We start from the raw sequence: 25,154 nt of genomic DNA, 5'->3' as shown, positions 1-25,154 counted from the left end.
CTACGCCTCGGCGTGCGCGTGCTGCCACTGGGCGGCCGTGGTCGCCTGTGGATCCTTCATGAACAGCACGACGATGACGCCGGCGGCCATCACGATCGCGGGCAGCAGCATCGACTGCGCCATCGCGTCCGAGAAGGGACCGGCGATGAACGACGGCAACTGCTTGACGTCGCCGAACCCGCCGGCGTTCGAAGCGGCTCCGGGCAGGTTCGCCTCGAGCCGCGCCTGCATGAACGCCGCGATCGCCGCCGACCCGAGCACCGAGCCCATCGTGCGGGTCGTGTTGTAGATGCCCGATCCCGCGCCCGCCTGGCGCGGTTCGAGGCTGCGGGTCGCGGTCGTGGCCAGCGGCCCCCACAGGCCCGCGCTGCCGATGCCCATGACGGCCGACGGCAGCAGGAACATCCAGATCGGGGTGTCCATGGTGCTCAGCGCGGAATACCAGAACAGCGCGCCCGCGAACAGCACGAGGCCGGGCACCAGCAGCAGTCGCGAGTCGGTGCGGTCCAGCAGCCGACCGGCGAACGGCGAGAGCACGCCGGCGAGCACCGCCATCGGGATCATCAGCAGGGCGGAGTCGGTCGGGGTGAGTCCCCGGGCGAGTTGGATGAAGAACATCATCGGCAGCGTCATGCTCGTCACGGTGAACCCGACGACCGCGATGCCGAGGTTCGAGACCGAGAAGTTGCGGTCGCGGAACAGGCCGAGCGGCACGAGCGCCTCGCTGCGGGTCGTGGCCTGCTGCCAGATGAACACGCCCAGCAGCACGACGCCGAAGGCGATGAGCTGCCACACCGTGATCGGGCCCCAGATCTTTCCCCAGTCGTACTTCTCGCCCTCCTGCAGGCCGAACACGATGAAGAACAACGCCGCCGCCGACAGGAACACGCCCACCATGTCGAACCGGTGCTGATGCGTCGGCAGCTTCGGAACCAGGATCCACGCGAGCACGAAGCCGATGACCCCGACCGGCAGATTGACGAAGAAGATCCATTCCCAGCCGAAACCGTCGACGAGCAGGCCGCCGGCAAGCGGCCCGACGAGCATCGCGACTCCCGAGGTCGCGCCCCACAGCCCCATCGCGGCACCGCGCTGGTGCGGCGGGAACGTGCGGGTGATCACGGCCATGGTCTGCGGGGTCAGCATCGAGGCGCCGACGCCCTGTACGGCACGGAACGCGATGAGCATCGGCAGCGTCGTCGACAGGCCGCAGCCCAGCGAGCACAGCGTGAACAGCGCCAGACCGATCAGGTACAGGTTCTTCGGACCGAACCGGTCGCCCAGTCGCCCGGTGATCAGCAGCGGCACGGCGTAGCCGAGCAGGTAGGCGCTGGTCACCCACACCACGTTGTCGAGATTATTCGTGTTCGGGTCGAGTGCGGCCTTGATCGCGGGGTTGGCGACCGAGACGATCGTGGTGTCGACCAGGATCATGAAGAACCCGACGACCAGTGCCCACAGCGCAGGCCACGGGCTGCGCGGATGGCTCTGATCCGGTCCGGATGCCGCGCCCTGCGGTGCGGCGGAGGTTTCGGTCATTGCTGAGCTGCCTTTCGCATCGTCTGTCGAGCTGCGCGGTTCTCGGGCGTCAGGTCGCCGGGTCCCCACGGAAAGCCCTCGCCCGTGAGACGGGCCAAAAGCGAGTCGGTCCAGTCGAGATCGGCGCGCAGCAGTGCGGTATGCCGGTCGACTTCGATGAGGTACTGCTCGGAGAATCCACGGCCCCGTGCATCGTGCAACCCCGCCGTCAGTGCCGCGTATTCCGCCGCGAGCGCATCTCTTCGCGCGGCCAGCAGCACGGTCGCCTCGGCGCGGTCGAGGTTGTGCGCCTCGGCGAGCGCGACACGGAAGTTCTGTGCGCCGTCGGCGCGCCCGAGATGCGCGCGCACCCACTGCGCGAGCGCTGCCGGACCGTCCTCGGTGAGGGTGTACGTGGTGCGCTCGGGACGGTTGCCGTCACGGTCCACGCCGACCTCGGCGATCAGGCCGTCCCGCTCGAGCCGCGACACCGTGTGGTAGAACGTGCCGTTGGTGAGCTTGACCATGCGGTCCTCGCGGCGGTGACGCAGCAGCCGGATCATCTCGTAGGGATGCATGTCGGCCTCGTGCAGCAGCGCGAGCACCATCACCCCCAACGGCGTGAGCGCGGCATCCTTCATCCCACTTGCTCCATATCGACTAGTCCAGATGGACTATACACCCCCTGAGGTCCCTGAGCGAGGCCGCGCGAAGCGCGACTGAGACGAGGCCGCCGGATGGGAGGATGGGCGGGTGAGCACTCCCGAAGAACTGCCCGGCTGGACGCACACCTACTCGGGCAAGGTCCGAGACCTCTATGTGCCCGAAGGGCACGCCGACGACGCCGACCGCATGCTCGTGGTCGCCAGCGACCGGGTGAGCGCGTTCGACTATTCGCTCACCCCGGGCATCCCCGGCAAGGGCGAGCTGCTGACGACGCTGAGCCTGTGGTGGTTCGACCAGCTGGCGGGCGGTGACGGCGGCGCGCCGATCCCGAACCATCTGATCCCCGGCGCCCAGGCCCCGGATGCCGTGGCCGGCCGCGCGATGGTCGTCCGGGCCCTGGCCATGCTGCCGATCGAGTGCGTCGTGCGCGGCTACCTCACCGGGTCGGGATGGGCCGAATACGAGCAGAGCGGCACGGTCTGCGGCATCCCTCTCCCCGAGGGACTGCACAACGGCGACCGGCTGCCCGAACCGATCTTCACCCCCGCGCACAAGGCGCCCATGGGCGAGCACGACGAGAACATCACGTTCGAGCAGACGGTCGAACTGATCGGCGCCGACCGGGCCGATCAGCTGCGCACACTGTCGATCGACATCTACGTGCGCGCCGCAGCGACCGCGCTGGAGCGCGGCCTGATCCTCGCCGACACGAAGTTCGAGTTCGGCGCGGCCGACGACGGCACGATCACACTCGCCGACGAAGTGCTGACGGCGGATTCGTCGCGGTATTGGGATGCCGAGGCCTGGCGCACCGGTTCGACCCCCGCCGAGCGCATGGCGAGCTTCGACAAGCAGATCGTCCGCGACTGGCTCGCCGCGCACTGGACCCACGCGCCCGGAGGCTCGGCGCAGCGCGCCGGCGATGCGTCGAGTGGGCGTGGGCAGGACCGCAGCGACCTGCCGCCGGAGCTGCCCGCCGACATCGTCGAGCGGACCGCCGCCCGCTACCGCGAGCTCATCGAGCGCCTGACCGCGTAGCCGTCACTCGGCGGCGGGGCGGCCGATCTCGACGCGCCACACCTCGGGGCCCTCTTCGAGGTACTCCCACGAGAAGCGCCCCGCGTGCTCGGCGGCGAACTGGTAGTACAGGGGCTTCGGGTCGTGGTCGTTGACGAGGACGTACGACTGGCCCGGTTCGAGGGCTCCGTACTTCTCGAAGATGATCTGGTGGCGCTGCGCGGGTACCAGGCTGCGGACATCGAGGACTTCGGGCTCGCTCATGGAGCTCCCTTCTTCGGACACCTCCGACGTTAGCGCCGTCTGAGGGGGTCGGGCCCCGATAAAGTCATCCCCGGGCGGCATCCCGCCACCTTCCCGTCCCTCCGAACCCTGGAGTCCGCATGCCCCTCTGGACCCTGCACGGCAACGGCCGCACCGTCGCGCCCGGCGCTGTCGTGCATCCCGGTGAACGCCTCAGCTGGCCGGCCACGATCGCGATCGGCGCGCAGCACGTCGTGGCGATGTTCGGCGCGACCTTCCTCGTGCCGATCCTGACCGGGTTCCCGGTCTCGACGACGCTGCTGTTCTCGGGCCTGGGGACGATCCTGTTCCTGCTGGTGACCCGCAACAAGCTGCCCAGCTATCTCGGCTCGTCGTTCGCGTTCATCGCACCGGTCACGGCGGCCACGGCGTCCCAGGGCATGGGCACCGCCCTCGCCGGCATCGTCGCCGTCGGCCTCCTGCTGGCGATCGTCGGCTTCGTCGTGCAGTTCGCCGGGATCGCCTGGGTCGACCGGTTCATGCCGCCCGTGGTCGCCGGCGCGATCGTCGCGCTGATCGGCCTGAACCTCGCGCCGGCTGCGTGGGGCAATGTGCAGAAGCAGCCCGTGACCGCCACGATCACGCTGGTGGCCGTCGTCCTGTTCAGCGTGCTGTTCCGCGGGTTCCTCGGACGGATCTCGATCTTCTTGGGCGTGGTCGTCGGCTACGTCTACGCCGGTTACCAGGACCAGATCGACTGGAAGGCCGTGAACGCCCAGCCCTGGGTGGGCCTGCCCGAGTTCCACATCGCGAACTTCGCGGCCCCCGGCACGTGGGGCGCGATCGCGATGTTCCTGCCCGTCGTGCTCGTGCTGATCGCCGAGAACGTCGGGCACGTGCGGGCCGTGGCGACCATGACCGACGCCTCGGTCAACAAGCAGACCGGCAGGGCGCTGATCGCCGACGGCGCGTCGACCGTGATCGCCGGCGCGTTCGGCGGCTCGGGCACGACGACGTACGGCGAGAACATCGGCGTCATGGCCGCGACCCGCGTGTACTCCACGGCCGCGTACTGGGTCGCCGGCATCGTGGCGATCCTGCTGGCCCTGTCGCCGAAGATCGGCGCGCTGTTCAACACGATCCCCCCGGGCGTGCTCGGCGGGGCCACCACCGCGCTGTACGGCCTGATCGGCATCATCGGCATCAAGATCTGGGTCGACAACCGGGTGGATTTCTCACGCCCGGTCAACCAGTACACGGGCGCCGTGGCCCTGGTCATCGCGATCGCGAACTTCACGATGGGCTGGGGCGCCTTCCAGCTCAACGGCATCGTGCTGGGCGCGGCCGCCGCCCTCGTGATCTACCACGGCGGCAACGCGATCGCCCGCTGGCGCAAGACCGGCGCCGACGACGGCGGCCCCATCCCCGCCGTGCGCGCGCTGGGCGGCGATCCCCAGTAGGGGGAATGCGCGGGGGATGCCGGGGGTTGTCCATTCGTGTGAATGACTTCTCCATCGCACCCCTCGCGCAGCCCGGCGTCGAGCGTCCCGACCGTCTGGCCGCCGACACCGCGATGGGCGCGGTGACCCTGCTCGTCGGCGACCTCGACGCCATGACCGACTACTACCGCGATGCCGTGACGCTGCAGGTCCTCGACGCCGACGGCGACACCGTGACGCTCGGCCGCGCCGGTCGCGCGATCGTGATCCTGCGCCACGAGCCGTCGCTGCGGCACGCCGCCGCCGGCTCGGCCGGGCTGTACCACACGGCGATCCTGTTCGAGACGCGCGAGGCGCTGGCCGCCGCGCTCTACTCGACCGCCCGCCGCGCGCCCGGCACGTTCACCGGCAGCGCCGACCACCTGGTCAGCGAGGCGTTCTACTTCACCGATCCCGAGGGCAACGGCGTCGAGCTGTACTTCGACCGCGCGCGCAGCGAATGGTCGTGGACGCACGGCCGGGTCGAGATGGCGACGATGTACCTCGACCCGAACCGGTACCTGCAGGAGCACCTGACCGAGCAGGCTCTGGCGGGCGCGACCGCGCAGGTCGCGGCATCCGTCGGACATGTGCACCTGTCGGTGGGGGACGTCGCGACCGCGCGCGCCTTCTATGTCGACGCCCTCGGCTTCGACACCACCGCGACGCTCGGGAACCAGGCGCTGTTCGTGAGCGCCGGCGGCTACCACCACCACATGGCCATGAACGTATGGGAGTCGCGGGGAGCGGGTCCCCGCATGCCCGCCCTGGGCCTCGGCCGCATCGACCTGGCCCTGCCGAGCGGCGACGACCTGGGCGAGCTCGGCGAGCGCCTGCGCCACCACGGATTCGAGGTGCGCGACGACGGGCGCACGCTGTCGTTCGACGACCCCTGGAACAACGCGTTGCACGCGACCGCGACCGAGCGCACCGCGGGCTGAGCCGGCGAGGGGGTGAGCCCGCCGGCGGGGGTGAGCCGGCCGGCGTGCGGCGCACTCTGGTCACCGCGGGCCCCGAGGTCCTAGAGTTTGCGCATGGGCCGTGGGCCGACCCGCGGCAGACTGGGTGAAGCTGCCGCGGCCTTCGCCAGCAATTGGCGCAACCCGAGCCTGCGCCGCGCGCAGCTGAGCTTCTTCGCCGCCTGGACCGGTGAGTGCACGTTCACCGTCGCGCTGAGCGTCGTCGCCTACGACGCCGGCGGCCCGCTCGCCGTTGGAATCGTCGGACTGATCAGGATGCTGCCGCCCGCGTTCCTCACGCCTCTGCTGGCGCCGCTGGCCGACCGCGGCCGACGCGAACGCGTGCTCGCGATCGTGGCGGGACTGCGCGGCCTCGCGTTCGCTGTCGCGGCCGTGGTCGTCGCGGCGTCGGGCCCGGTGCTGATCGTGTACGCGCTCACGGCGGCCTCGGCGGTGCCGGCGACGCTCTTCCGCCCCGCGCACTCGGCACTGCTGCCGACGCTCAGCCGCACGGGCGGCGAATTGACGAACGCGAACGTCGTGCGCGGGCTGCTCGACTCGACCGCGAACCTGGTCGGGCCGCTCGTCGCCGCCGTGCTGATCGCGGTGACCGACGTCGCGCTCGTGATGGCGGTTGCCGCGGCGGCCGCGTTCTGCGCCGTCCTGCTCGTGCTCGGGCTGCGCTACGAGGCGCCCGCGCGCCGGGCGGCGGCGCACCGGCCCGCCCTCGTCGCCGAGGCGGCCGAAGGGATCCGCGTCGTCGCCCGACATCGCGATCTGATGCTGATCCTGGGCCTGGTCAGCGCGCAGACCCTGACGCGCGGAGCGCTCACCGTCTTCTCTGTCGTCGTCGCGGTGCAGCTGCTCGGAATGGGCGACGCGGGCACCGGAACGCTCATGGCGGCCTTCGGCGCCGGCGCCGTGATCGGCTCGCTCGCCGCGTCGCTGCTGGTGGGCAGATGGCGCCTGGGCGGCTGGTTCGCGATCGGGGTCGGCATGTGGGGAATGCCCATCGCGCTGATCGGCGTCTTCCCCCAGCAGGCGACGGCGCTGTGCCTTCTGGCGCTGGTCGGCGTCGCCAACGCGCTCATCGACGCGGCCGGGTTCACCCTCATCGGTCGCCTGGCGCCCGATGCCGTCATGGCGCGCGTGTTCACGATCCTCGAGAGCCTCGCCGCCGTCTCGTTCGGCGCCGGGGCGATCGCGACCTCTGTGCTGATCGAATGGATCGGCGTCGAGGGGGCCCTCATCGTCATCGGGCTGGTGTGCCCGGTCCTGGCCGTGGCGTCGTGGTGGCGGCTGCGCACCCTGGACGGTTCCGTCAAGGCGCTCGACGGCGAGATCGCGCTGCTGCAGCGGGTGCCGATGCTCGATCCGCTGCCGCTTCCGGCAATCGAGCACCTCGCCCGCGGGCTGATGCCCGTCGCGGTGCCGCAGGGCGCCACCGTCTTCGCCCAAGGGGACGTGGGCGACCTCTACTACGTCATCCGGTCCGGACAGGCCGATGTCCTGGGTCAGGGACGCCTCGTCACGGTGCTCGGACCAGGCCAGGGCTTCGGCGAGATCGCACTGCTTCGTCGCATGCCCCGCACCGCGACGATCGTGGCCCGCACCCCGCTGCAGCTGCAGGCGCTCGACTCGGACCGCTTCACCGCAGCGGTGTTGGGCTTCGTGTCCAGCACACGAGCGGCGACCGACGGCGTGGAGGGCCAGCTCCGGCGGTACGCACCGGGCGAGTCGCCGGACGGCCCGTCGAATGAGGGCGCCGTCGAGTGACGGGTCGCGGCATCCATCACCCAGCGCATCATCGCACCGCCGATGCCCGCCGAGCGGCGCTCGCTCGCGACCCGCACGGCCTCGACCAGCAGCCGCGTGCTGCCGCGGCGCGCCATGCCCGGGATCGGCGTGAGCTGCAGCGTGCCCACGAGCGACCCGTCGGCCTCGACGGTGACGATCAGCTCGTTCGACGGGCAGGGCGAGGTGTTCGAGCACTCCCCCGTCGTCACACGACACTGCGGGGTGAGCAGGATTCGATAAGCGGCGGGGTGGCGGCATCCGTATCGTCTTCATCATGAGCCCCGAACGAAACACGAAGTCCGGATTCACCGCCGAAGAACGTGCCGCGATGCGCCAGCGCGCCGCCGAGCTGCGCGCGCAGGAGCGCAAGGGCAAGAGCCCCGCAGAACTGCAGGCCCTCGATCGTCAGGACCTCGTCGACGCGATCGCCGCGATGAACGACACCGACCGGGCGATCGCCGAGAAGATCGACCAGATCGTGACCACGGCGGCCCCGCAGCTCGCGTCGAAGACCTGGTACGGATTCCCCGCCTACACGCGGGACGGCAAGGTCGTGCTGTTCTTCAAGCCCGCCGCCAAGTTCAAGGACCGCTACGCCACCCTCGGGTTCGAGACCAACGCGATGCTCGACGACGGCCAGGTGTGGCCGACCGCGTACGCGATTCTGGGCCTGACCAAGGCCGACGAGGAGCGCATCGCCGAGCTGGTGAAGCGCGCTGCCGGCTGACGCCCGCCGCAGGGGTGCCGCCGAGCCGCCGGCCTGACCCCCGAGCCGGGCGGGGTGCCGTCGAGATCGCACGAAGTGCGCGGTTGAGGCCGGCCGACGCGCACTTTGCGCCCTCTCGGCCGCGGCCCTATGCCGACGCGCGGACGACGAGCTCGGTCGCGAGGATCGTGGCGTGCGGTGGCAGGCCGCCGGCCAGCACCTGCAGCAGCACGTCGGCCATCTGCTCGCCCTGGTCGTGCGAGGGCTGGCGCATCGTGCTCAGCGCCGGCGTCACCGCCGTCGCGATCGGCGAGTCGTCGAAGCCCAGGATCGCGACGTCGTCGGGCACGCGCAGCCCCCGCTCGCGCAGGACGCGCATCGCTCCCTCGGCCATCAGGTCGCTGGCGACGAACACGGCGTCGGGCGCCGGCCCCGCGTCGAGGATGGCGCGCATCGCGTCGGCTCCGCCCCGCGCCGTCCACCCGCCGTCGGCGACGCCGCCCTCGTCCAGCCCGGCCGCGGCGAGCGCGTCGCGGTAGCCCTGCAGCCGGTCGATACCCGCCTGCATCGTGAGTGGACCCGTGATCGTCGCGATGCGGCGGTGTCCCCGCTCGATCAGGTAGGCCGTGGCATCCCGACCGCCGGCCGCGTTGTCGACGTCGACGTAGTAGTCGTCCTCGCGTGGCCGCACCGGGCGTCCGCCGTACACGACCGGCATCGCGGCGCTGATCAGGTCGACGAACGTGTCGCTGGTGTGGTGCGACACGACGATCGCACCGTCGACGTTGCCCCCGCGCAGATAGCTGGTCATCTTGTGGCCCGGGTCGTCGCTGGCGATGAACAGGTTCAGCACGTAGTCGCTGCGCACCAGCCGGTCGTTGATGCCCGACACGATCGCCGCGAAGAACGGGTCGCCGAAGAACCGCGTGGTGTCCTCGGGCACCACGAGGGCGATCGCGAGCGTCTGCCGGCTCGCGAGCGAGCGCGCCGCCCGGTTGGGCACGTAACGCAGCGCGGCGATCGCACGCTGCACCGCCTCGAGCGCCTCGGGGCTGACCGCGCTCGACCCGTTGACCACCCGCGAGACCGTCGAGCGCGACACCCCCGCCGCAGCGGCGACCTCTTCGATCGTCGCCGCCCCGCGCGACGGCCCCCGCGATGATCCTCGCGCCGATTCCCGCCCGGATGCCGTCGTGGGTCCGGATGCTGCCACCATCGGTTCCTCCCGTGAGGGATGGTACCGGCCCGGCGCCGCTCGGTGTCGGCGCCGGGCGGCGGCACTACTGGAGAGACGCTGCCGGGACGCCCGCCAGGGCACGCGCGGCGATGATCCCTGCATAGGCGCGCCCGCTGTCCTTGACGGTGCGCTGCTGCGTCTCGTAGTCGACGTGGACGATGCCGAAGCGCTTGTCGTAGCCCCACGCCCACTCGAAGTTGTCGAGCAGCGACCAGGCGAAGTATCCGCGCACGTCGGCTCCGGCATCCACCGCGTCCAGCGTCGCACCCAGGTGCGCACGCAGGAACGCGGCGCGATCATCGTCGTGCACGCGCGGCTCGCCGCCGTCCGTCACGAGCACGTCGTCGTACGCCGCTCCGTTCTCGGTGACATACAGCGCGACGCCGGGCTCGCCCGTGTACTCGTCGTGCACGCGCACGAGCACGCGGGTGAGCCCCTCGGGCTGCACCTCCCAGTTCTGCGCGGTGCGCGGCAGGTTCCGCTCGTGCCAGAAGATGCCCTCGTGCGAGGGGAAGGGGGATGCCACGGCCCGCGTGGTGGCCGCGTCACCCGGCGGCACCGGCACGGGCGAAGGCCGGCCGCCGACGAACTCGCCGTGGTAGTAGTTCACGCCGAGCGTGTCGACCGGCGTCGCAATCGTCTCGAGGTCGCCGGGCAGCACGGCCCGCTCGAACCGTGCGACGGCGTCGGCGTCGACCGCCCGGATGTCGTCGACGACGTCGGAGGGGTATTCGGCGCGGAACACGGGGTCGAGGAACCAGCGGTTGAACTGGCCGTCGATCCGCCGAGCGGCGTCCACATCGGCCGCGTCGGCCGGATCGACCGGGTCGGCCACGGTCAGGTTGAGGGTCAGGCCCAGGTTCAGCCCGGCATCGCGGGCGCGCAGCTCGCGCAGGGCCTGGCCGTGGCTGAGCAGCAGGTGATGGGCGGCGAGCATGCCCTCGGCGACGCTCGTGCGGCCGGGCGCGTGGACGCCCGCGGTGTAGCCGAGGAACGATGCGCACCACGGCTCGTTCAGCGTGGTCCACACGTCCACCCGGTCGCCGAGCGCGTCGTGCAGGTCGAGTGCGTACTCCGTGAAGCGATCGGCCGTCTCGCGCACCGTCCAGCCGCCGCGGGCCTGCAGCGCTTCGGGCAGATCCCAGTGATACAGCGTGAGCCACGGCCGGATCCCGGCATCCAGCAACTCGTCGACCAGCCGCTCGTAGAACGCGACGCCCGCGGGGTTCAGTGCCCCGCCGTCGGGGCGCACGCGCGCCCACGAGGTCGAGAACCGGTAGGTCTGCAGGCCCATCCGCTTCATGAGCGCGACGTCGTCGCGGTAGCGGTGGTAGTGGTCGCAGGCGACGTCGCCGTCGTCACCGCCGATGACGGCGCCGGGCACCCGGCAGAACGCATCCCAGATCGAGTCGCGCCGCCCGTCCTCGGCGTGGGCGCCCTCGATCTGATACGCCGCGGTGGCGGCGCCGAACAGGAACTCGGACGGGAAGGGGCGACGACTCTCGCTCATGCGGGGCGGATTCCTCTCCGGGCGCAGGGGTCGTTCGCACCCTATGAGAGCGCTCCCAGCTCTGTCAAGCGCACGGGGCGGCGCCGGGCCGACGGCACCGTAGACTGGACGGGCACCCCTACCCGCGACATCCGGAGCTTCGAATGCCCACCATCGTCGTCGACGTCATGCCCAAGGCCGAACTGCTGGACCCGCAGGGCAAGGCCGTCGCCGGCGCCCTCGCGCGCCTCGGCGAATCCGCGTTCAGCGGCGTGCGCATCGGCAAGCGCTTCGAGCTGACCGTCGAGGGCGAGGTCGACGAGGCCACGCTCGAGAAGGCCCGGCGCATCGCCGACGAGATCCTCTCCAACGGCGTGATCGAAGACGTCGTGGGTGTCGAGGTCGTCGAATGACCACCCGCATCGGGGTCATCACCTTCCCCGGCTCGCTGGACGACCGCGACGCGCAGCGCGCGATCCGCATCGCGGGGGCCGAGCCGGTCGCGCTGTGGCACGGCTCGCACGACCTCGACGGGGTCGACGCGCTGGTGCTGCCGGGTGGCTTCAGCTACGGCGACTACCTGCGCTCGGGTGCGATCGCGGCGCTGTCGCCGATCATGGCGGAGGTGAAGGATGCCGCGGCCAAGGGCATGCCGGTGCTCGGGATCTGCAACGGGTTCCAGATGCTCGTCGAGGCGCACCTGCTGCCGGGCGGCCTGATCCGCAACGCGAACCAGCAGTTCGTGCGGCGCGACCAGCGCCTGCGCGTCGAGAACAACGACACCGCCTGGACGAGCGGCTTCAGCCGCCAGCAGGAGATCGTGATCCCGCTGAAGAACGGCGAGGGCGGGTACATCGCCTCGGGCGATGCGCTCGAGCGCATCGAGGGCGAGGGGCTCGTCGCGTTCCGCTACGTCGGCGTGAACCCGAACGGATCGCTCAACGACATCGCGGGGCTCACCAACGAGCACGGCAACGTCGTGGGCCTCATGCCGCACCCCGAGCACGCCACCGAGCCCGGCTTCGGCCCCGACACGGCCGCCGCGATGCGCTCGGGCATCGACGGACTGACGTTCTTCACCTCGGCGATCGCCGCCACCGTCGGCGCGGCGGCCTGACCTCCGGCATCCCCTTCTCTTCGACCGCCCGCCCGCTCCCCCTCGCTCTCTCGCTTAACCGCGAAGGTACAGCTCCGGGGCGAGGGTACGGCCGGATCCCATACCCTCGCCGACCAGCTGTACCCCCGCGGACTCGACCGGGCGGACTCGACCGGGCGGCGGGCCGGGGCCGGGACCAGGCCGGGGCGGGGCCGGGCCGGGGTCGGGGCTCGAGCCGCTGGTATACTTGAACACCGTTCAGAAACGGCGAGCGGGAGCGGGAGCGACGACATGCCGGAATCCGGCCGCGTCGCCGACCCTGAGAACGCCGGCGCCCGCGAGATCGTCGCGGAGCTCGAGCGCGTCACCGTCCGCTACGGGGCCACCACGGCCCTGGCCGACATCGATCTGACGATCCAGCGGGGCGAGATCCTCGGCGTGGTCGGCGAGTCCGGCGCCGGCAAGTCGACGCTGCTGAACCTGCTCGACGCGGTCGAGCACCCCACCGCGGGCCGCGTGCTGATCGAGGGCGTCGATCCCGAGCCGCTCAGCGAGCGCGGCCGGCGCCTGCTGCGGCACCGCATCGGCATGATCTTCCAGAGCTTCAACCTGCTCGCGAACCAGACGGTGCGGCAGAACGTGGCGCTGCCGCTGAAGCTGCAGGGCAAGAAGGATGCCGCTCTCGTCGATTCCCTGCTGTCCTACGTCGGCCTGGCCGACCGTGGCCGGGACTTTCCGGCGCAGCTGTCGGGCGGGCAGCGCCAGCGGGTCGCGATCGCCCGGGCCCTGGTGACGCGTCCGGGCCTGCTGCTGTGCGACGAGCCGACGAGCGCCCTCGACAACCGGACCGCCGCCGACATCCTCGACCTGCTCGCCCGTACCCGGCGCGATTTCGGCACGACGATCGTGCTGGTCACCCACGAGCTGCCCGCCGTCGCGGCCGTCTGCGACCGGGCCGCCGTGCTCGAGCGCGGCGTGCTGAAAGACATCCTGCCCGTCGCCCGGCAGGCCGCCGAGCGCGATGACGCCAGCTACCTCGACCACGTGCGGCGGGTGCTTGGGGCATGAACGGCTTTCTCGCAGACCTCGCCGCCAACGCCGACAAGATCGGCGTCGCCCTGGCTGAGACCGGCTACATGCTGGCGTTCTCGCTGGCCGCGGCGATCGTGCTGGGCCTGCCGCTGGGTGTCGTCATCTACCTGACCCGTCCCGGCGGGGTGCGCGAGCTGCGGCCGGTCTGGTTCGCCGCGAACCTGTACGTCACGGTCGTGCGCTCGTTCCCGTTCCTGCTGTTCGTGGTGTTTCTCATCCCGGTGACCCGGTTCGTATACGGCACGACGTTCGGCACCGCGGCGGCGACGTTCCCGCTGTGCTTCGTGGGCGTCGCCCTCTACGCGCGCCTGGTCGAGCAGATCCTGCTCGAGGTGCCCTCGGGCGTGCTGCGGGCGGCGCACTCGATGGGTGCGAGCACCCCGCAGCTGGTCGGCCGCTTCCTGCTGGTCGAGGCGCGCTCGGGACTCGTGTACGCCCTGACCTCGGCATCCATCAGCCTCATCTCGTACTCGACGGTGCTCGGCATCGTCGGCGGCGGCGGGCTCGGCGACTTCGCCCTGCGCTACGGCTACCAGGAGTACGACTACCCCCTCATGTACACCACCATCGTGCTCGTCATCGTCTGCGTCCTGCTGCTCCAGACGGCGGGCGAGAAGGCGTCGGCGATGCTCGACAGACGCTGAGCCGCACGGTTCGACACACAGTGAGCCCGAGCGGCTCGAGAAAGGCACCCATGAAACTGCGCACGATCGCCGCGGCGGCCGCGGCATCCCTCCTGCTCCTCACCGGATGCCTCACCGGATGCGCGGCATCGAGCGGTGCGGGCGGCAAGGCCGACAGCAAGGTCATCAAGGTCGCCGCGACCGTGACGCCCATGACCGACGCGGTCGAGGCGGCCGCCGACGTGATCGGCGACGGTTACAAGGTCGAGCTCGTGCCGGTGTCGGACTACGTGCAGCCGAACGTGCTGCTGCAGCACAAGGAGATCGACGCGAACCTCGTGCAGTTCCCCGGGTTCATGCAGGAGTTCAACGACAAGAACGGCGCCGACCTCGTCGCGGTGCAGCCGGTGTACTCGACCGTGGTCGCGTTCTACTCCAAGAAGCACAAGAAGCTCGACGAGCTGCCCGAGGGCGGCAGCGTCGTGATCCCCAACGACAAGTCGAACGCCGCGCGGGCCCTGCAGATGCTCGCCGACGCGCACCTGATCACGCTCAAGGACGGCACCGAGCCGTTCACCGCGACCATGGACGACATCGCCTCGAACCCGCGGAATCTCAAGCTCACCCAGGTCGACCTGCTGCAGCTGAACACCGCTTACGACGAGGCCGACGCCGTGTTCGACCTGCCCTCGTTCGCGCGGCAGCTGGGGCTCACGCCCGACAAGGACGGCCTGGCCGTCGAGAAGGACCCCCGCTTCGCGGTGACCCTCGTCGCGCGCAAGGACAACGAGAAGTCGGCGGCGATCGAGGCGCTGGTCAAGGCCCTCACGAGCGACCACGTGCGCGAGAAGCTCGAGAGCCTCGGCGTCCCGCCGGCGTTCTGAGCGGCGTCCCGGGCCCCGGTTCCCGGCGGTTCGGCGGCCGGCAGCCGCGGTAGCGTGGGCGTCATGCCACGTCTGGTCGTCTCGGTCCCCACTGCACAGCTCGCCCACGACCTCGAGCCCCTGCCCGACGACGTCGAGGTCGTCGTCTGGCCGATGGATGCCGCGGCCGACCGCGATGCGATCGACATCGTGGTCCCGCCCTACATGGGTGCGCATGCGGCCGACGCGTTCGCACACCTGGGTGCGGTGCAGACCCGTCTCGTCCAAGGGCAGTCGATCGGATACGAGAACGTGGTCCCGGTGCTGCCCGACGGCATCGTGTTCGCCAACGCGGCCAGCGTGCACGAGTCCTCGACGGCCGAGCTCGCCCTGGCGCTGACCCTGGCCGCGCAGCGGCAGCTGCCCGGCTTCGTCCGGACGCAGCAGGAGCACCGCTGGGCGCCCGTGTTCACCGAGAGCCTGGCCGACCGGCGCGTGCTGCTGCTCGGCTACGGCGGCGTGGGCAAGGCGACCGCCGCGCGGCTGGCTCCGTTCGAGGTCGAGTTGACCGTGCTCGCCAGCCGCGCCCGCGACGACGGCGGCGTACACGTGCACGGCGCCGACGAACTGCACGCGCTGCTGCCCGAGGCCGAGATCGTGATCGCGACGCTGCCGGCGAACGCGGCGACGCAGCACATCATCGACGACGCGGCGCTGTCGCTGCTGCCTGACGGCGCCCTGGTCGTGAACGTCGGCCGCGGGCCGCTGATCGACACCGACGCGCTCGTCGACCACGTGCGCCGCGGACGCATCCGCGCGGCCCTGGACGTCACCGACCCCGAGCCGCTGCCGCCCGATCACCCGCTGTGGGCGCTGCCGGGCGTGCTCATCGCGCCGCACGTGGGCGGGGCGTCGACGGCCATGCAGCCGCGGATCGCGCGCCTCGTCCGCGCGCAGATCGACCGGATGCTCACCGGCGAACCGCCCCTGAACGTCGTCATCGCCCCCGATCGTTGAGCCGGCGCTCGCCCCACCCGGTCGTTGAGCGAGCGCAGCGAGACGAAACGACGCGGCCGCGTCCACGCTTCGTCTCAGTCGCGCTGCGCACGTCCTCGCTCAACGGGCGATATCAGCGTTCGCGCCCGGGCGTGACGTCGGCGGGGCGCGCGGGGTCAGCCCACCCCGATGTGCTTGGCGGTCACGACACGGCGGGCCGCGGCATCCACCTTCGCGGCGAACGCCGAATCGCTCTTCGCCTTGGCCAGCACCGCGTCGTACATCTCGGGCAGCACCGCCGGGCCCGACGAGACCAGCACGATGTCGCAGCCGGCCGCGATCGCGTCGATCGCGCGCTCGGCCGGGCTGAACCCCGAGACGGCCACGGCCGCCGACAGGTCGTCGGTGATCACGACGCCGCGGAACCCGAGCGTGCCGCGCAGCAGCTGCGTGACGATCTTGGACGAGAAGGCTGCCGGCGCCGATGCGTCGATCTTCTTGTAGACGGCCGTCGAGACCATGACCAGCGCAGGCCCGCCGGCCAGCAGCGAGCGGTATACGTCGACGTCGTCGGCGTCCGCCGTGATCACGGTGTCGACGGCCGACGAGAAGTCGGTGTTCGAGCTCGTGCGACCCAGGCCCGGGAAGTGCTTGAACGTCGGCAGGACGCCGGCCCGCCGCATGCCGGCGGCGAACGCGCCCGCCTCGGCGGCCACGGTCTTCTCGTCGTAGCCGTACTGCCGGTCCAGCAACCCGATCGGCTTGTTCTGCCGGGCGACCGCGGGACTCGTCACGATGTCGCCGACCGGCGCGAGGTTCAGGTCGACACCGGCTGTGACGAGCTGCGAACCCCAGGTCGCGGCATCCTTCTGCAGTGTCGCCGGGGCCATCCGGCCCTGTTCGACCGCCGACGGGATCGGGTCGAACCCGGGGCCGTACAGCACCTGGACCTCGCCGCCCTCCTGATCGGTGGCCACCCACAGCGGCACGTCGCCGGTCGTGGCCGGTGAGACGAGCTTCGTGAACCGGGAAACCACACCGGCGGTGGTCTTCGCGCTCGCGCGCGGACTGCTGTGCAGGAAGACGCCGCCCACGTGCCGGTCGGCGACCGCTCTCAGCGATCCGGCGTCGGCGGTGCCGCGCGGGGTGCCGACCATGAACAGCTGCCCGACCCGCTGGGCGAGGGTGAGCCGGGCGATGGGGTCGACCGGAATGGGACTCGGGGTCGGCGCCATCGGCGGGGACGCGGTGATCTGGCCGCTCGTCGGCGACGGGCTGCCGCTCGTGGGCGACGGGGTCGGGGCGGTGGGCGACGGACTGCCGGCCGCGGGCGTCGGCGCACAGGCCGACAGCAGCATCACCGCCGCGACGAGCGGCACCCACAGACGTCCGCGCATGTGTCCAGTCTGACGCGTCGGCCCCTGTGCGGGCGCGTCGGGAATCAGCCGGAACTCAGACGCGGAACAGCGCGTGCACGTCGCCGACGACGGCGCGGCCGCCGAGGGCCTCGAGCTCCATCAGCACGGCGGTGCCCACCACCGTGCCGCCGAGCTCGGACACGAGCGCATGCGCCGCCTGCAGGGTGCCGCCGGTGGCCAGGACGTCGTCGATCAGCAGCAGCCGCCCCCCGGGCCGGATGTCGTCGTGCGCCTCGATCGTCGCCGTGCCGTACTCGAGCTCGTAGTCGACGGAGGCCGCCGGACGCGGCAGCCTGCCGGCCTTGCGGATCGGGATGAGCCCGACCCCGGCTGCGATCGCGGCGGCCCCGGCGAGCAGGAAGCCGCGCGCCTCGACGCCCGCGACGGCGTCGAACGTCCCGGCGAACGGTGCGATCATCGCGTCGACCGACGCGCGCAGGGCCCCGGCGTCAGCGAGCAGCGGCGTGATGTCGCGGAACATCACGCCGGGCTCGGGATAGTCCGGGATGCTGCGGATCAGGCTCTCGGCGCGCTGCAGAAGCTCCGCGCGCTGCAGTAGTTCATCGGGCACGCGTCAACACTACGCGGGGCGACAAATGTAAGCGCTTGCACTACGCTGATCGCATGACTTCGACCGCTCTCGACACCAGCCTCGCGCTGCCCTCGGCCCCGGGAGCCGAGTGGTGGCGGTCCGCCGTGATCTACCAGATCTATCCGCGGTCGTTCGCGGACGCCAACGGCGACGGCATCGGCGACCTGCGCGGCGTCACCGCGCACCTCGACGACCTGCAGCGCCTGGGCATCGACGCGGTCTGGCTGAGCCCGTTCATGACGAGCCCGCAGAAGGACGCCGGCTACGACGTCACCGACTACTGCGACGTCGACCCGATCTTCGGCACGCTGGCCGATTTCGACGACATGCTCGCCAATGCGCACGAGCGCGGCATCCGGGTCATCGTCGACCTCGTGCCCAACCACTCGTCCGACCAGCACGTGTGGTTCCGGCAGGCGCTGGCGGCGGCCCCGGGCAGCGCCGAGCGCGCGCGCTACCTGTTCCGCGACGGCAGGGGCGAGCACGGCGAGCTGCCCCCGAACAACTGGGACTCGGTGTTCGGCGGCCCGGCCTGGACCCGCGTGACCGAGGCCGACGGCGAGCCGGGGCAGTGGTACCTGCACCTGTTCGACTCGTCGCAGCCCGACTTCGACTGGACGAACCCCGAGGTGCGTGCCGAGTTCCGCCGCATCCTGCGGTTCTGGCTCGACCGGGGCGTCGACGGCTTCCGCGTCGACGTCGCGCACGGCCTGATCAAGAAGGCAGGGCTCCCCGATTACTCGCCGAGCGCGGACGGCGGCTCGATGGGCGGTGACGAGTCCGGCGTGCCGTACTGGGGACAGCCCGAGGTGCACGACGTGTACCGCGAGTGGCATGACGTGCTCGCCGCGTACGACGGCGACCGCGCCCTGTGCGCCGAGGCGTGGCTGCCCTCGATCGAGCAGACCGCCCAGTGGGTGCGACCGGGCGAGATGAACCAGGCCTTCAACTTCGCCTACCTCGAGACCGGGTGGGATGCCGCGGCCCTGCGCGCGGTGATCGACGCGTCGCTGGCGGCCTACGCCGCCGTCGGCGCCCCCAGCACATGGGTGCTGTCGAACCACGACGTCGTGCGCCACGCATCGCGCCTGGCGCTGACCGCCGACAACCCGCAGGGCCACGGGATCGGACCGGACTCGCCCGGCAAGCCGATCCCCGAGGTCGGGCTGCGGCGCGCCCGCGCGGCGACGACCCTGATGCTCGCGCTGCCCGGCTCGGCGTACCTCTACCAGGGCGAGGAGCTCGGCCTGCCAGAGGTCATCGACATCCCCGACGACGCGCGGCAGGACCCGACCTGGTTCCGCACGAACCACGAGCGGTACGGCCGCGACGGCTGCCGCGTGCCGCTGCCGTGGGTCGCCGACGCCCCCGCGTACGGCTTCAACGACAGCGGCATGTCGTGGCTGCCGCAGCCGGCCGAGTGGGCACTGCTCGCCCGCGACGTCGAGGCGGCGGATGCGGCATCCACCCTCTCGCTGTACACGACGCTGCTCGACGAGCGCCAGGCCTGCAGCCTCGGCACGGGTAGCCTGGAGTGGCTCGACGCGAAGCCCGGCGTCCTCTCATTCCGCAACGGGAATGTGACCGTGCTGGCCAACCTCGGCGAGACCCCGGTCGCAGCGCCCAGCGGCCGGCTGATCGCGGTGAGCGGGCCGCTCGCCGACGGACTCGTGCCGACCGACACGACCGTGTGGGTCACGACCGACTGACGGTCTGGCGGTCGCGAAGCCGACGTCGGGCGGCCGGTCCGGACCGAACACTCCGAGAGAAGAGGCACGGCCATGGTGAGCATCGACGAGGTCGCGCGCCTGGCCGGGGTCTCGACGGCGACCGTGTCGCGGGCCCTCAGCGGGCGCGGGCGCGTGTCGGACGCGACGAAGGCGCGGGTCGAGGCTGCGGCCGATTCGCTCGGGTACGTCGTGTCAGCGCCGGCGTCGAGCCTCGCCTCGGGGCGGGCGCGCAACATCGGGGTGCTGGTGCCGTTCCTGGAGCGGTGGTTCTTCTCCACCGTGCTGGCCGGCACGTCGGCCGAGCTCATGCGGCACGGCTACGACATCACGCTGTACAGCGTGACCGAGGATCCCGAGCTGCGGCGCAGCGTGTTCGACACGCTGCTGCGGCGGCAGCGCGTGGACGGGATCATCGCGGTCTCGATCGCGCTCGGCGACGCCGAGATCGAACGCCTCCTGGCCCTCGACATGCCGGTCATCGCGATCGGCGGGCCCGACCCGCGCCTGCGCACGCTGACCGTCGACGACGTCGCCGTCGCACGGCTGGCCACCGAGCACCTGCTCGCCCTCGGCCACCGTGACATCGCGCACATCGGCGCGAGCCCCGAGTTCGACCTCGACTTCCACATCCCCACGCAGCGGCGGCAGGGGTTCGAGCAGGCGCTCGAACAGGCCGACCTCGAGGTGCGCCCCGCCCTGTTCGAGCCGGCCGACTTCACCGTCGAGGGGGGATTCCGTGCCGCCAAGCAACTGCTCGGGCGGCCCGGCGAGCGCCCGACGGCGATCTTCGCGGCCTCGGACGAGATGGCGATCGGGGCGATCCTGGCCGCGCGCGAGCTCGGCTACCGCGTGCCCGCCGACCTGTCGATCGTCGGCGTCGACGGGCACGATCTGGGCGAGTTCTTCCGCCTGACCACAGTGGACCAGTTCCCGGCCGAGCAGGGCGAGCGCGCCGCCCAGGCGATCCTCGACGTGCTGCAGGCTCCGTCGGGCACGCGTCCCGCCGCAGCGAGCGGGGTACCCGATCGGCTGCCGTTCGAGCTCGTCGTGCGCGGATCGACCGCCCGGCCCGCCGTCGGCTGAGACGGCGATCGTCGGGCCGACCGCGAGCCCGCGAGCCCGCGAGCCCGCCGCAGAGCGTTCCGACGGCCACGAAGCGGTAACACCCGGCAAGACGGCCCGTGTCGCGTTGCAACGCGGACGCATCCGGGGTAGTGTCACCCGCCGTGACAAGCGAAAATCGCGATGAGGCTCCGGAGTCCCCGATCGCGAAACGCATTCTGATCGGGGACCCCCTGGCGTCGCAGAATGCGGACGAGCATCTGCTGGCCAAGCGCATGGCGCTGCCGATCTTCGCATCCGACGCCCTTTCGTCGGTGGCGTACGCCCCGCAGGAGATGCTGATGATCCTGCTCGGCGGCGGGTTCGCATTCCTGGTGTTCACGCCGTGGGTGGCCGCTGCGGTCGTGCTGCTGCTGGCCGTCGTGGTGCTCTCGTACCGCCAGCTGATCCGCGCCTACCCCTCCGGCGGCGGCGACTACGAGGTGGCCCGCACGAACCTGGGCGAGATCCCCGGCGTGGTCGTGGCATCCGCCCTCATGGTCGACTACGTGCTCACCGTCGCCGTCTCGACCGCGTCCGGCGTCGACAACATCATCTCGGCCCTGCCGTTCCTCAACAGCTGGCGGGTCGAACTGGCCGTCGCCTGCGTCGCGCTGATCGTCCTGACGAACCTGCGCGGCGTGCGCGAGGCATCCCGCGCGTTCGCGATCCCCACCTACGTGTTCATCGGCTCCGTCGCGGTGCTGGTGATCACCGGCCTGATCCGCGTGGCCCTCGGCAGCGCCCCGGTCGCCTCGAGCGCGGGCTACACGATGCACGCGCAGAGCATCTCGCAGGCGGCGGTGATCCTGCTCGTGCTGCGGGCGTTCTCGAGTGGATGCTCGGCCCTGACCGGCGTCGAGGCCGTGGCCAACGGCGTGCAGGCGTTCCGCAAGCCGAAGATCCGCAACGCCCGCACCACGCTGGCGATGCTGGGCTCGATCGCCGGGCTGATGTTCGCGGGCCTGGTCGCGCTGGCCCTCATCTCGCACGTGCAGTATGCCGAGAACCCGTGCGACCTGATCGGGTTCGACTGCAAGAACACGCCGCAGCCGAGCCTCATGGCGCAGCTCGCGGCGGCGACGTTCGGCATGAACTCGATCCCGTTCTTCATCGTGCAGGCCGCGACCGCGTGCGTGCTGCTGCTGGCGGCGAACACCGCGTTCAACGGGTTCCCGCTGCTGGGCGCGGTGCTCGCCCGTGACGGCTATGCGCCGAAGGCGCTGAACACCCGCGGCGACCGGCTCGTCTACTCCAACGGCATGATCCTGCTCGGCATCGCCGCCGTGGCCGTGCTCGTGGTCTATCAGGCCAACCTCTCGAACCTCATCCAGCTGTACATCATCGGCGTGTTCGTGTCGTTCTCGCTCGGCCAGATCGGCATGATCCGACATTGGCTGCGGGGGCTGCGCCGTGTCGCGAACCTGCCCGAGGACGCACGCGCGCAGCAGTCCGCGCGCAGCCAGGTCCGCAGCTTCCGCAAGGGCCTGGTGATCAACAGCATCGGGGCCACCATGACCGTGTCGGTGCTGGTGATCGTGACGATCACCAAGTTCACGCACGGCGCGTGGCTGGTGTTCCTGGCGATCCCGATCCTGTCCACGCTGATGATGGGCGTGTACCGCTACTACCGCGACGTCGAGCACGAGATCCGCATGGACGACACCGTGCACTTCGGGTCGGAGGGCGACGTCGCGATCATCCTCGTCAACCGTCTGCAGAAGCCGGTCGTGAAGGCCGTGGACTACGCACTCGCCGCCCGGCACGACAAGACCCTCGCCGTGCACATCGCGGTCACCAAAGAGGAGTCGCGCGCGCTGCAGAAGGACTGGCAGGAGCACCGGATGCCGGTGCCGCTCATGACGATAGAGTCGCCGTTCCGCAACTACGCGGGGCCGCTGATCGAGTTCATCAAGCAGTACCGGGCCGAGCACGGTTCGAGCGTCATGACCGTCTACCTGCCGCAGTACATCGTCGGCCACTGGTGGGAGTCGGTGCTGCACAACCGCCGCGCGCGGCGGATCGCCCAGCAGCTCATGCTCGTGCACGGGGTCACCATCACGCTCGTGCCGTGGATGCTCGACTCGTCCGAGCTCATCTACGGCCGTCGCTCGCGACCGATGCCCGGTCAGGAGCGCGCGGGGCGGCCGTTCTCGCCGGGCGCGCGCTACAACGCCGAGGCGCCGCGCAGGGACGAGACGCCGGCCCGCAAAGACGAGTCGGCGCGCAAGGACGAGCGCGACCGGGCCACCCGATCGCGCTGAGACGCAGGCTCATCGAGACGTCGGCTCGTTTGAGGGCCGCGGACCGGCCGCCTAGGGTTGAAGGCCATGGTCTCGTTCTGGAACCTTCCCCCCGCCGTCAACGCCCTGATCCTGCTCGTTGTCGCCACCCTGGCCGTCGTGGTCGCGACGTACGCGTTCACGCGGGTCGTCGCGGCCGTCGGGCGTGACCGGCCCTGGCTCGGGCTGCTCAAGCGCCGCACGCGCGTGCCGTTCATCGCGCTCAGCGCGGTCGCCCTGGCCTGGATCGCCTTGGCACTCACCCTGCCGGGCGCCGGCTCGGGCGCCGACCTGCGGCGGCACGTGTTCATCGTGCTGCTGGTGCTCTCGGTCACGTGGGCGGTGGGCGCGGTGCTGATGTTCGCGGCCGACCTCGGCCTGTCGCACTACGCCACCGACGGGTCGGACGGCTGGCAGGCCCGCCGCGCCCGCACCCAGGTCGCCGTCGTGCGCCGCCTCATCGGCGCGGGAACCGTGATCATCGGGATCGCCGCCGCCCTGCTGACCATCCCCGGCATCGCCGCGGTCGGCGGCACCCTGCTGGCCTCGGCCGGGTTCCTGTCGGTGGTGGCGGGTCTTGCCGCGCAGTCCACGCTGAGCAACGTGTTCGCCGGGATGCAGCTGGCCTTCAGCGGGGCGATCCGCCTCGAAGACATCGTCGTCGTAGGCGGCGAGTGGGGCTACATCGAAGAGATCACGCTCACCTACGTCGTCGTGCGCGTGTGGGATGAGCGCCGGCTCGTGCTGCCGTCGACGTACTTCACGCTGCAGCCGTACGAGAACTGGACGCGCGAGTCGACGGCCGTCCTCGGCACGGTGTTCTTCGACCTCGACTGGGGGGTCGACATCCCGCGCATGCGCGCCGAACTGGACCGCATCCTCGAAGACAGCGGCATGTGGGACGGCGAGGCCTCGTCGCTGCGCATCACCGACACCGTCGGCGGCTTCGTGCAGGTGCGTGCGCTGATCAGCGCGGCCGACGCGTTCCAGATGTTCGACCTGTCGCGCACGGTGCGCGAAGAGATGCTGCTGTGGCTGCAGAAGCAGAACCCCGAGGGTCTGCCGCGCACTCGCATCCAGACCGTCGAGCGCGACGGCGAGGCCTTCCCCCGGCCGGCGCGCGCGCCGCGTCACGCGCCCGAGTCCGTCGAGCGGTCGCACGGCGACGAGACGAAGCCGGCATCGACGATGGATGCCGCATCCTCCGTCGATGAGGAGGATGCGGCATCCGTCGACCGCGCGTGACGCGTCAGGCGGGCAGCAGCTCGCGCTCGAGGCGCTGGTAGCTGATCTCCATGCCGTCGGCCATGCCGGTGGCCAGCACCATGTCGCGGGTCGCGGCATCCGGGTACTCGATCAACAGCGTGATCAGCGTCGCGCCGTCCTCTTCGTACAGCTGCAGATCGTTCGTCGTCGACGGATAGTCGGTGCCGGTCATGTGCTCGGTGGTGACGGCGCGGCGCGGCGCCTCCGAGAGCAGGGTCGTGCCGTCGAAGCCGAACGACTCGCCCTCGGTGCCCGGCTCGGGCGCCCAGGCGTAGCGGTACGCGCCGCCGACCGCCGGGTCGACCTCGCACACCGTCATGCGCCATCCGTCGGACCCCAGCATCCACTGCCGGATCAGATCGGGCTCCTGGTGCGCGCGCCACACCAGCTCGCGCGGCCCCTCGATCAGCCGGGTGATGCGCACGTGCTGGTCGTCGAGCACCTCGACCTGCGTGCCCTTGCCGGCGGCGTAGTCGCGCAGCCCCTGCAGCACGGCGTCGAGCTGACCCATCGCCATGCGCGTGCCCTCGACCATGCCCATCCCGACGGCCTGCTCGAGCGCGTCGACCGATGCGAAGTGGGTGACGCCGTTCAGGCGCGTGCCGGTCGGGGTCGCCTCGAACGCGAAGACCATCCGCATCGGCGGGATCTCGGGGTTCAGGCCGCCGTTCTCGTCGGCGAAGCCGTCGAGCACCTCGAACGAACGCGGTTCGTCGATGGTCAGGAACTCCCACCGGCCGCGGGACTTCTCGCCGGTCGGACTGGTCATGTGGTACTGCGCCAGGCCGCCGGGGGCGAAGTCGAAGCGCGTGAACGTGGCCGGCCATCCCGGAGGACCCCAGAACCGCTCGAGCTGACGCGGATCGGTGAACACCGTCCACACGCGCTCGAGGGGGGCATCGAACTCGGCGGTGATGTTCATCGTCAGGGTCTCGGGATCGCTGATGATGTCGGTGACGGGCATGATCTCTCCTTGATCGGGTGA

At 71.1% G+C, this 25,154-nt stretch carries 23 protein-coding genes and 1 pseudogene; 15 read left to right on the top strand and 9 right to left on the bottom strand.

Annotated elements, in window-relative coordinates; genetic code table 11:
* Together AC3RX0_RS11305 and AC3RX0_RS11300 are read right to left on the bottom strand one after the other, a co-directional pair.
* Positions 1-1,539 carry an MFS transporter gene (locus tag AC3RX0_RS11305; RefSeq protein ID WP_491506079.1) on the bottom strand — a complete coding sequence of 513 codons (1,539 nt, stop codon included), beginning with the start codon at positions 1,537-1,539 and terminating at the stop codon, positions 1-3.
* Positions 1,536-2,159: a PadR family transcriptional regulator gene (locus AC3RX0_RS11300; protein ID WP_491506078.1), complete on the bottom strand. Its 624-nt coding sequence runs from the start codon at positions 2,157-2,159 to the stop codon at positions 1,536-1,538. The genes AC3RX0_RS11305 and AC3RX0_RS11300 overlap by 4 nt, the downstream gene beginning before the upstream one ends.
* A gap of 112 nt (positions 2,160-2,271) precedes the next feature.
* On the opposite strand from AC3RX0_RS11300, the gene AC3RX0_RS11295 reads away from it, so the two are divergent.
* Positions 2,272-3,222, top strand: a complete 951-nt coding sequence (locus AC3RX0_RS11295; protein ID WP_491506077.1) for a phosphoribosylaminoimidazolesuccinocarboxamide synthase — start codon at positions 2,272-2,274, stop codon at positions 3,220-3,222.
* A gap of 3 nt (positions 3,223-3,225) precedes the next feature.
* Here AC3RX0_RS11295 and AC3RX0_RS11290 read toward each other — a convergent pair whose 3' ends face one another.
* A complete protein-coding gene (locus AC3RX0_RS11290) occupies positions 3,226-3,465 on the bottom strand; it encodes a DUF2249 domain-containing protein (RefSeq protein WP_491506076.1) in 240 nt (79 codons plus the stop codon).
* Between the two features lie 119 nt (positions 3,466-3,584).
* Between AC3RX0_RS11290 and AC3RX0_RS11285 the strand changes: the two genes are divergently transcribed.
* The 3 genes from AC3RX0_RS11285 to AC3RX0_RS11275 all read left to right on the top strand — a co-directional run bounded on the left by AC3RX0_RS11285 (position 3,585) and on the right by AC3RX0_RS11275 (position 7,657).
* Entirely contained in the window at positions 3,585-4,904 is a 1,320-nt protein-coding gene (locus AC3RX0_RS11285) for a uracil-xanthine permease family protein (RefSeq protein WP_491506075.1), read from the top strand.
* Between the two features lie 113 nt (positions 4,905-5,017).
* On the top strand, positions 5,018-5,863 hold the full coding sequence (locus tag AC3RX0_RS11280; protein ID WP_491506342.1) for a VOC family protein: 846 nt from the start codon (positions 5,018-5,020) through the stop codon (positions 5,861-5,863).
* A 93-nt stretch (positions 5,864-5,956) separates the two neighbouring features.
* Positions 5,957-7,657, top strand: a complete 1,701-nt coding sequence (locus tag AC3RX0_RS11275; RefSeq protein ID WP_491506074.1) for an MFS transporter — start codon at positions 5,957-5,959, stop codon at positions 7,655-7,657.
* Between the two features lie 56 nt (positions 7,658-7,713).
* On the opposite strand, the pseudogene AC3RX0_RS11270 reads toward AC3RX0_RS11275, so the two are convergent.
* A pseudogene (locus AC3RX0_RS11270) lies at positions 7,714-7,806 on the bottom strand (GNAT family N-acetyltransferase); the annotation flags it as partial.
* Positions 7,807-7,952: 146 nt separating this feature from the next.
* Between AC3RX0_RS11270 and AC3RX0_RS11265 the strand changes: the two are divergent.
* Positions 7,953-8,405, top strand: coding sequence for a hypothetical protein (locus AC3RX0_RS11265; protein ID WP_491506073.1), 453 nt, complete (start codon positions 7,953-7,955; stop codon positions 8,403-8,405).
* Positions 8,406-8,532: 127 nt separating this feature from the next.
* Here the strand turns inward: AC3RX0_RS11265 and AC3RX0_RS11260 are convergent, their stop codons facing one another.
* On the bottom strand, positions 8,533-9,600 hold the full coding sequence (locus tag AC3RX0_RS11260; protein ID WP_491506072.1) for a LacI family DNA-binding transcriptional regulator: 1,068 nt from the start codon (positions 9,598-9,600) through the stop codon (positions 8,533-8,535).
* Positions 9,601-9,664: 64 nt separating this feature from the next.
* On the bottom strand, positions 9,665-11,131 hold the full coding sequence (locus AC3RX0_RS11255) for a GH1 family beta-glucosidase (RefSeq protein WP_491506071.1): 1,467 nt from the start codon (positions 11,129-11,131) through the stop codon (positions 9,665-9,667).
* A gap of 143 nt (positions 11,132-11,274) precedes the next feature.
* Here AC3RX0_RS11255 and purS point away from each other — a divergent pair, with 143 nt between their 5' ends.
* The 6 genes from purS (at position 11,275) to AC3RX0_RS11225 (ending at position 15,801) form a co-directional block, all read left to right on the top strand.
* Positions 11,275-11,523, top strand: coding sequence for a phosphoribosylformylglycinamidine synthase subunit PurS (gene purS / locus AC3RX0_RS11250; protein WP_491506070.1), 249 nt, complete (start codon positions 11,275-11,277; stop codon positions 11,521-11,523).
* Positions 11,520-12,227, top strand: coding sequence for a phosphoribosylformylglycinamidine synthase subunit PurQ (gene purQ / locus AC3RX0_RS11245; protein WP_491506069.1), 708 nt, complete (start codon positions 11,520-11,522; stop codon positions 12,225-12,227). The genes purS and purQ overlap by 4 nt, the downstream gene beginning before the upstream one ends.
* Positions 12,228-12,497: 270 nt before the next feature.
* Complete coding sequence (locus tag AC3RX0_RS11240) at positions 12,498-13,274, top strand: methionine ABC transporter ATP-binding protein (protein ID WP_491506068.1); 777 nt, start codon at positions 12,498-12,500, stop codon at positions 13,272-13,274.
* Positions 13,271-13,942 (top strand): methionine ABC transporter permease, encoded by a 672-nt coding sequence (locus AC3RX0_RS11235; RefSeq protein WP_491506067.1) that lies wholly within the window; start codon positions 13,271-13,273, stop codon positions 13,940-13,942. Before AC3RX0_RS11240 ends, AC3RX0_RS11235 begins: the two co-directional genes overlap by 4 nt.
* Positions 13,943-13,992: 50 nt before the next feature.
* Positions 13,993-14,805: a MetQ/NlpA family ABC transporter substrate-binding protein gene (locus AC3RX0_RS11230; protein WP_491506066.1), complete on the top strand. Its 813-nt coding sequence runs from the start codon at positions 13,993-13,995 to the stop codon at positions 14,803-14,805.
* Between the two features lie 63 nt (positions 14,806-14,868).
* Positions 14,869-15,801 (top strand): 2-hydroxyacid dehydrogenase, encoded by a 933-nt coding sequence (locus tag AC3RX0_RS11225; protein ID WP_491506065.1) that lies wholly within the window; start codon positions 14,869-14,871, stop codon positions 15,799-15,801.
* A gap of 155 nt (positions 15,802-15,956) precedes the next feature.
* Here the strand turns inward: AC3RX0_RS11225 and AC3RX0_RS11220 are convergent, their stop codons facing one another.
* Complete coding sequence (locus tag AC3RX0_RS11220; RefSeq protein WP_491506064.1) at positions 15,957-17,177, bottom strand: glycoside hydrolase family 3 N-terminal domain-containing protein; 1,221 nt, start codon at positions 17,175-17,177, stop codon at positions 15,957-15,959.
* A gap of 55 nt (positions 17,178-17,232) precedes the next feature.
* The gene (locus AC3RX0_RS11215) at positions 17,233-17,769 is read right to left on the bottom strand and encodes an adenine phosphoribosyltransferase (protein WP_491506063.1); all 537 of its coding nucleotides are present in this window, start codon (positions 17,767-17,769) and stop codon (positions 17,233-17,235) included.
* 53 nt (positions 17,770-17,822) lie between these two features.
* On the opposite strand from AC3RX0_RS11215, the gene AC3RX0_RS11210 reads away from it, so the two are divergent.
* From AC3RX0_RS11210 to AC3RX0_RS11195, 4 genes are all read left to right on the top strand, one after another.
* Complete coding sequence (locus tag AC3RX0_RS11210) at positions 17,823-19,499, top strand: glycoside hydrolase family 13 protein (protein ID WP_491506062.1); 1,677 nt, start codon at positions 17,823-17,825, stop codon at positions 19,497-19,499.
* Positions 19,500-19,571: 72 nt separating this feature from the next.
* Positions 19,572-20,603, top strand: a complete 1,032-nt coding sequence (locus AC3RX0_RS11205; protein ID WP_491506061.1) for a LacI family DNA-binding transcriptional regulator — start codon at positions 19,572-19,574, stop codon at positions 20,601-20,603.
* A 131-nt stretch (positions 20,604-20,734) separates the two neighbouring features.
* On the top strand, positions 20,735-22,885 hold the full coding sequence (locus AC3RX0_RS11200; RefSeq protein WP_491506060.1) for an APC family permease: 2,151 nt from the start codon (positions 20,735-20,737) through the stop codon (positions 22,883-22,885).
* Positions 22,886-22,951: 66 nt separating this feature from the next.
* Positions 22,952-24,148: a mechanosensitive ion channel family protein gene (locus AC3RX0_RS11195; RefSeq protein WP_491506059.1), complete on the top strand. Its 1,197-nt coding sequence runs from the start codon at positions 22,952-22,954 to the stop codon at positions 24,146-24,148.
* Positions 24,149-24,152: 4 nt separating this feature from the next.
* Here AC3RX0_RS11195 and AC3RX0_RS11190 read toward each other — a convergent pair whose 3' ends face one another.
* Positions 24,153-25,133, bottom strand: a complete 981-nt coding sequence (locus tag AC3RX0_RS11190) for an SRPBCC family protein (RefSeq protein ID WP_491506058.1) — start codon at positions 25,131-25,133, stop codon at positions 24,153-24,155.
* Positions 25,134-25,154: the final 21 nt, after the last annotated feature.

It is taken from the genome of Microbacterium sp. W1-4-2 (assembly GCF_058349885.2).
Note: the sequence above shows the minus strand (reverse complement) of the source record. Positions and strands in the feature narration are given on the sequence as shown.

Coding starts and splice junctions, on each gene's coding strand:
- AC3RX0_RS11210 (WP_491506062.1), top strand. CDS start 17,823: ATGACTTCGACCGCTCTCGACACCAGCCTCGCGCTGCCCTCGGCCCCG.
- purS (WP_491506070.1), top strand. CDS start 11,275: ATGCCCACCATCGTCGTCGACGTCATGCCCAAGGCCGAACTGCTGGAC.
- AC3RX0_RS11300 (WP_491506078.1), bottom strand. CDS start 2,159: ATGAAGGATGCCGCGCTCACGCCGTTGGGGGTGATGGTGCTCGCGCTG.
- AC3RX0_RS11290 (WP_491506076.1), bottom strand. CDS start 3,465: ATGAGCGAGCCCGAAGTCCTCGATGTCCGCAGCCTGGTACCCGCGCAG.
- AC3RX0_RS11220 (WP_491506064.1), bottom strand. CDS start 17,177: ATGCGCGGACGTCTGTGGGTGCCGCTCGTCGCGGCGGTGATGCTGCTG.
- AC3RX0_RS11205 (WP_491506061.1), top strand. CDS start 19,572: ATGGTGAGCATCGACGAGGTCGCGCGCCTGGCCGGGGTCTCGACGGCG.
- AC3RX0_RS11240 (WP_491506068.1), top strand. CDS start 12,498: ATGCCGGAATCCGGCCGCGTCGCCGACCCTGAGAACGCCGGCGCCCGC.
- AC3RX0_RS11265 (WP_491506073.1), top strand. CDS start 7,953: ATGAGCCCCGAACGAAACACGAAGTCCGGATTCACCGCCGAAGAACGT.
- AC3RX0_RS11275 (WP_491506074.1), top strand. CDS start 5,957: ATGGGCCGTGGGCCGACCCGCGGCAGACTGGGTGAAGCTGCCGCGGCC.
- AC3RX0_RS11285 (WP_491506075.1), top strand. CDS start 3,585: ATGCCCCTCTGGACCCTGCACGGCAACGGCCGCACCGTCGCGCCCGGC.
- purQ (WP_491506069.1), top strand. CDS start 11,520: ATGACCACCCGCATCGGGGTCATCACCTTCCCCGGCTCGCTGGACGAC.
- AC3RX0_RS11225 (WP_491506065.1), top strand. CDS start 14,869: ATGCCACGTCTGGTCGTCTCGGTCCCCACTGCACAGCTCGCCCACGAC.
- AC3RX0_RS11190 (WP_491506058.1), bottom strand. CDS start 25,133: ATGCCCGTCACCGACATCATCAGCGATCCCGAGACCCTGACGATGAAC.
- AC3RX0_RS11255 (WP_491506071.1), bottom strand. CDS start 11,131: ATGAGCGAGAGTCGTCGCCCCTTCCCGTCCGAGTTCCTGTTCGGCGCC.
- AC3RX0_RS11260 (WP_491506072.1), bottom strand. CDS start 9,600: ATGGTGGCAGCATCCGGACCCACGACGGCATCCGGGCGGGAATCGGCG.
- AC3RX0_RS11305 (WP_491506079.1), bottom strand. CDS start 1,539: ATGACCGAAACCTCCGCCGCACCGCAGGGCGCGGCATCCGGACCGGAT.
- AC3RX0_RS11195 (WP_491506059.1), top strand. CDS start 22,952: ATGGTCTCGTTCTGGAACCTTCCCCCCGCCGTCAACGCCCTGATCCTG.
- AC3RX0_RS11230 (WP_491506066.1), top strand. CDS start 13,993: ATGAAACTGCGCACGATCGCCGCGGCGGCCGCGGCATCCCTCCTGCTC.
- AC3RX0_RS11280 (WP_491506342.1), top strand. CDS start 5,018: ATGGGCGCGGTGACCCTGCTCGTCGGCGACCTCGACGCCATGACCGAC.
- AC3RX0_RS11235 (WP_491506067.1), top strand. CDS start 13,271: ATGAACGGCTTTCTCGCAGACCTCGCCGCCAACGCCGACAAGATCGGC.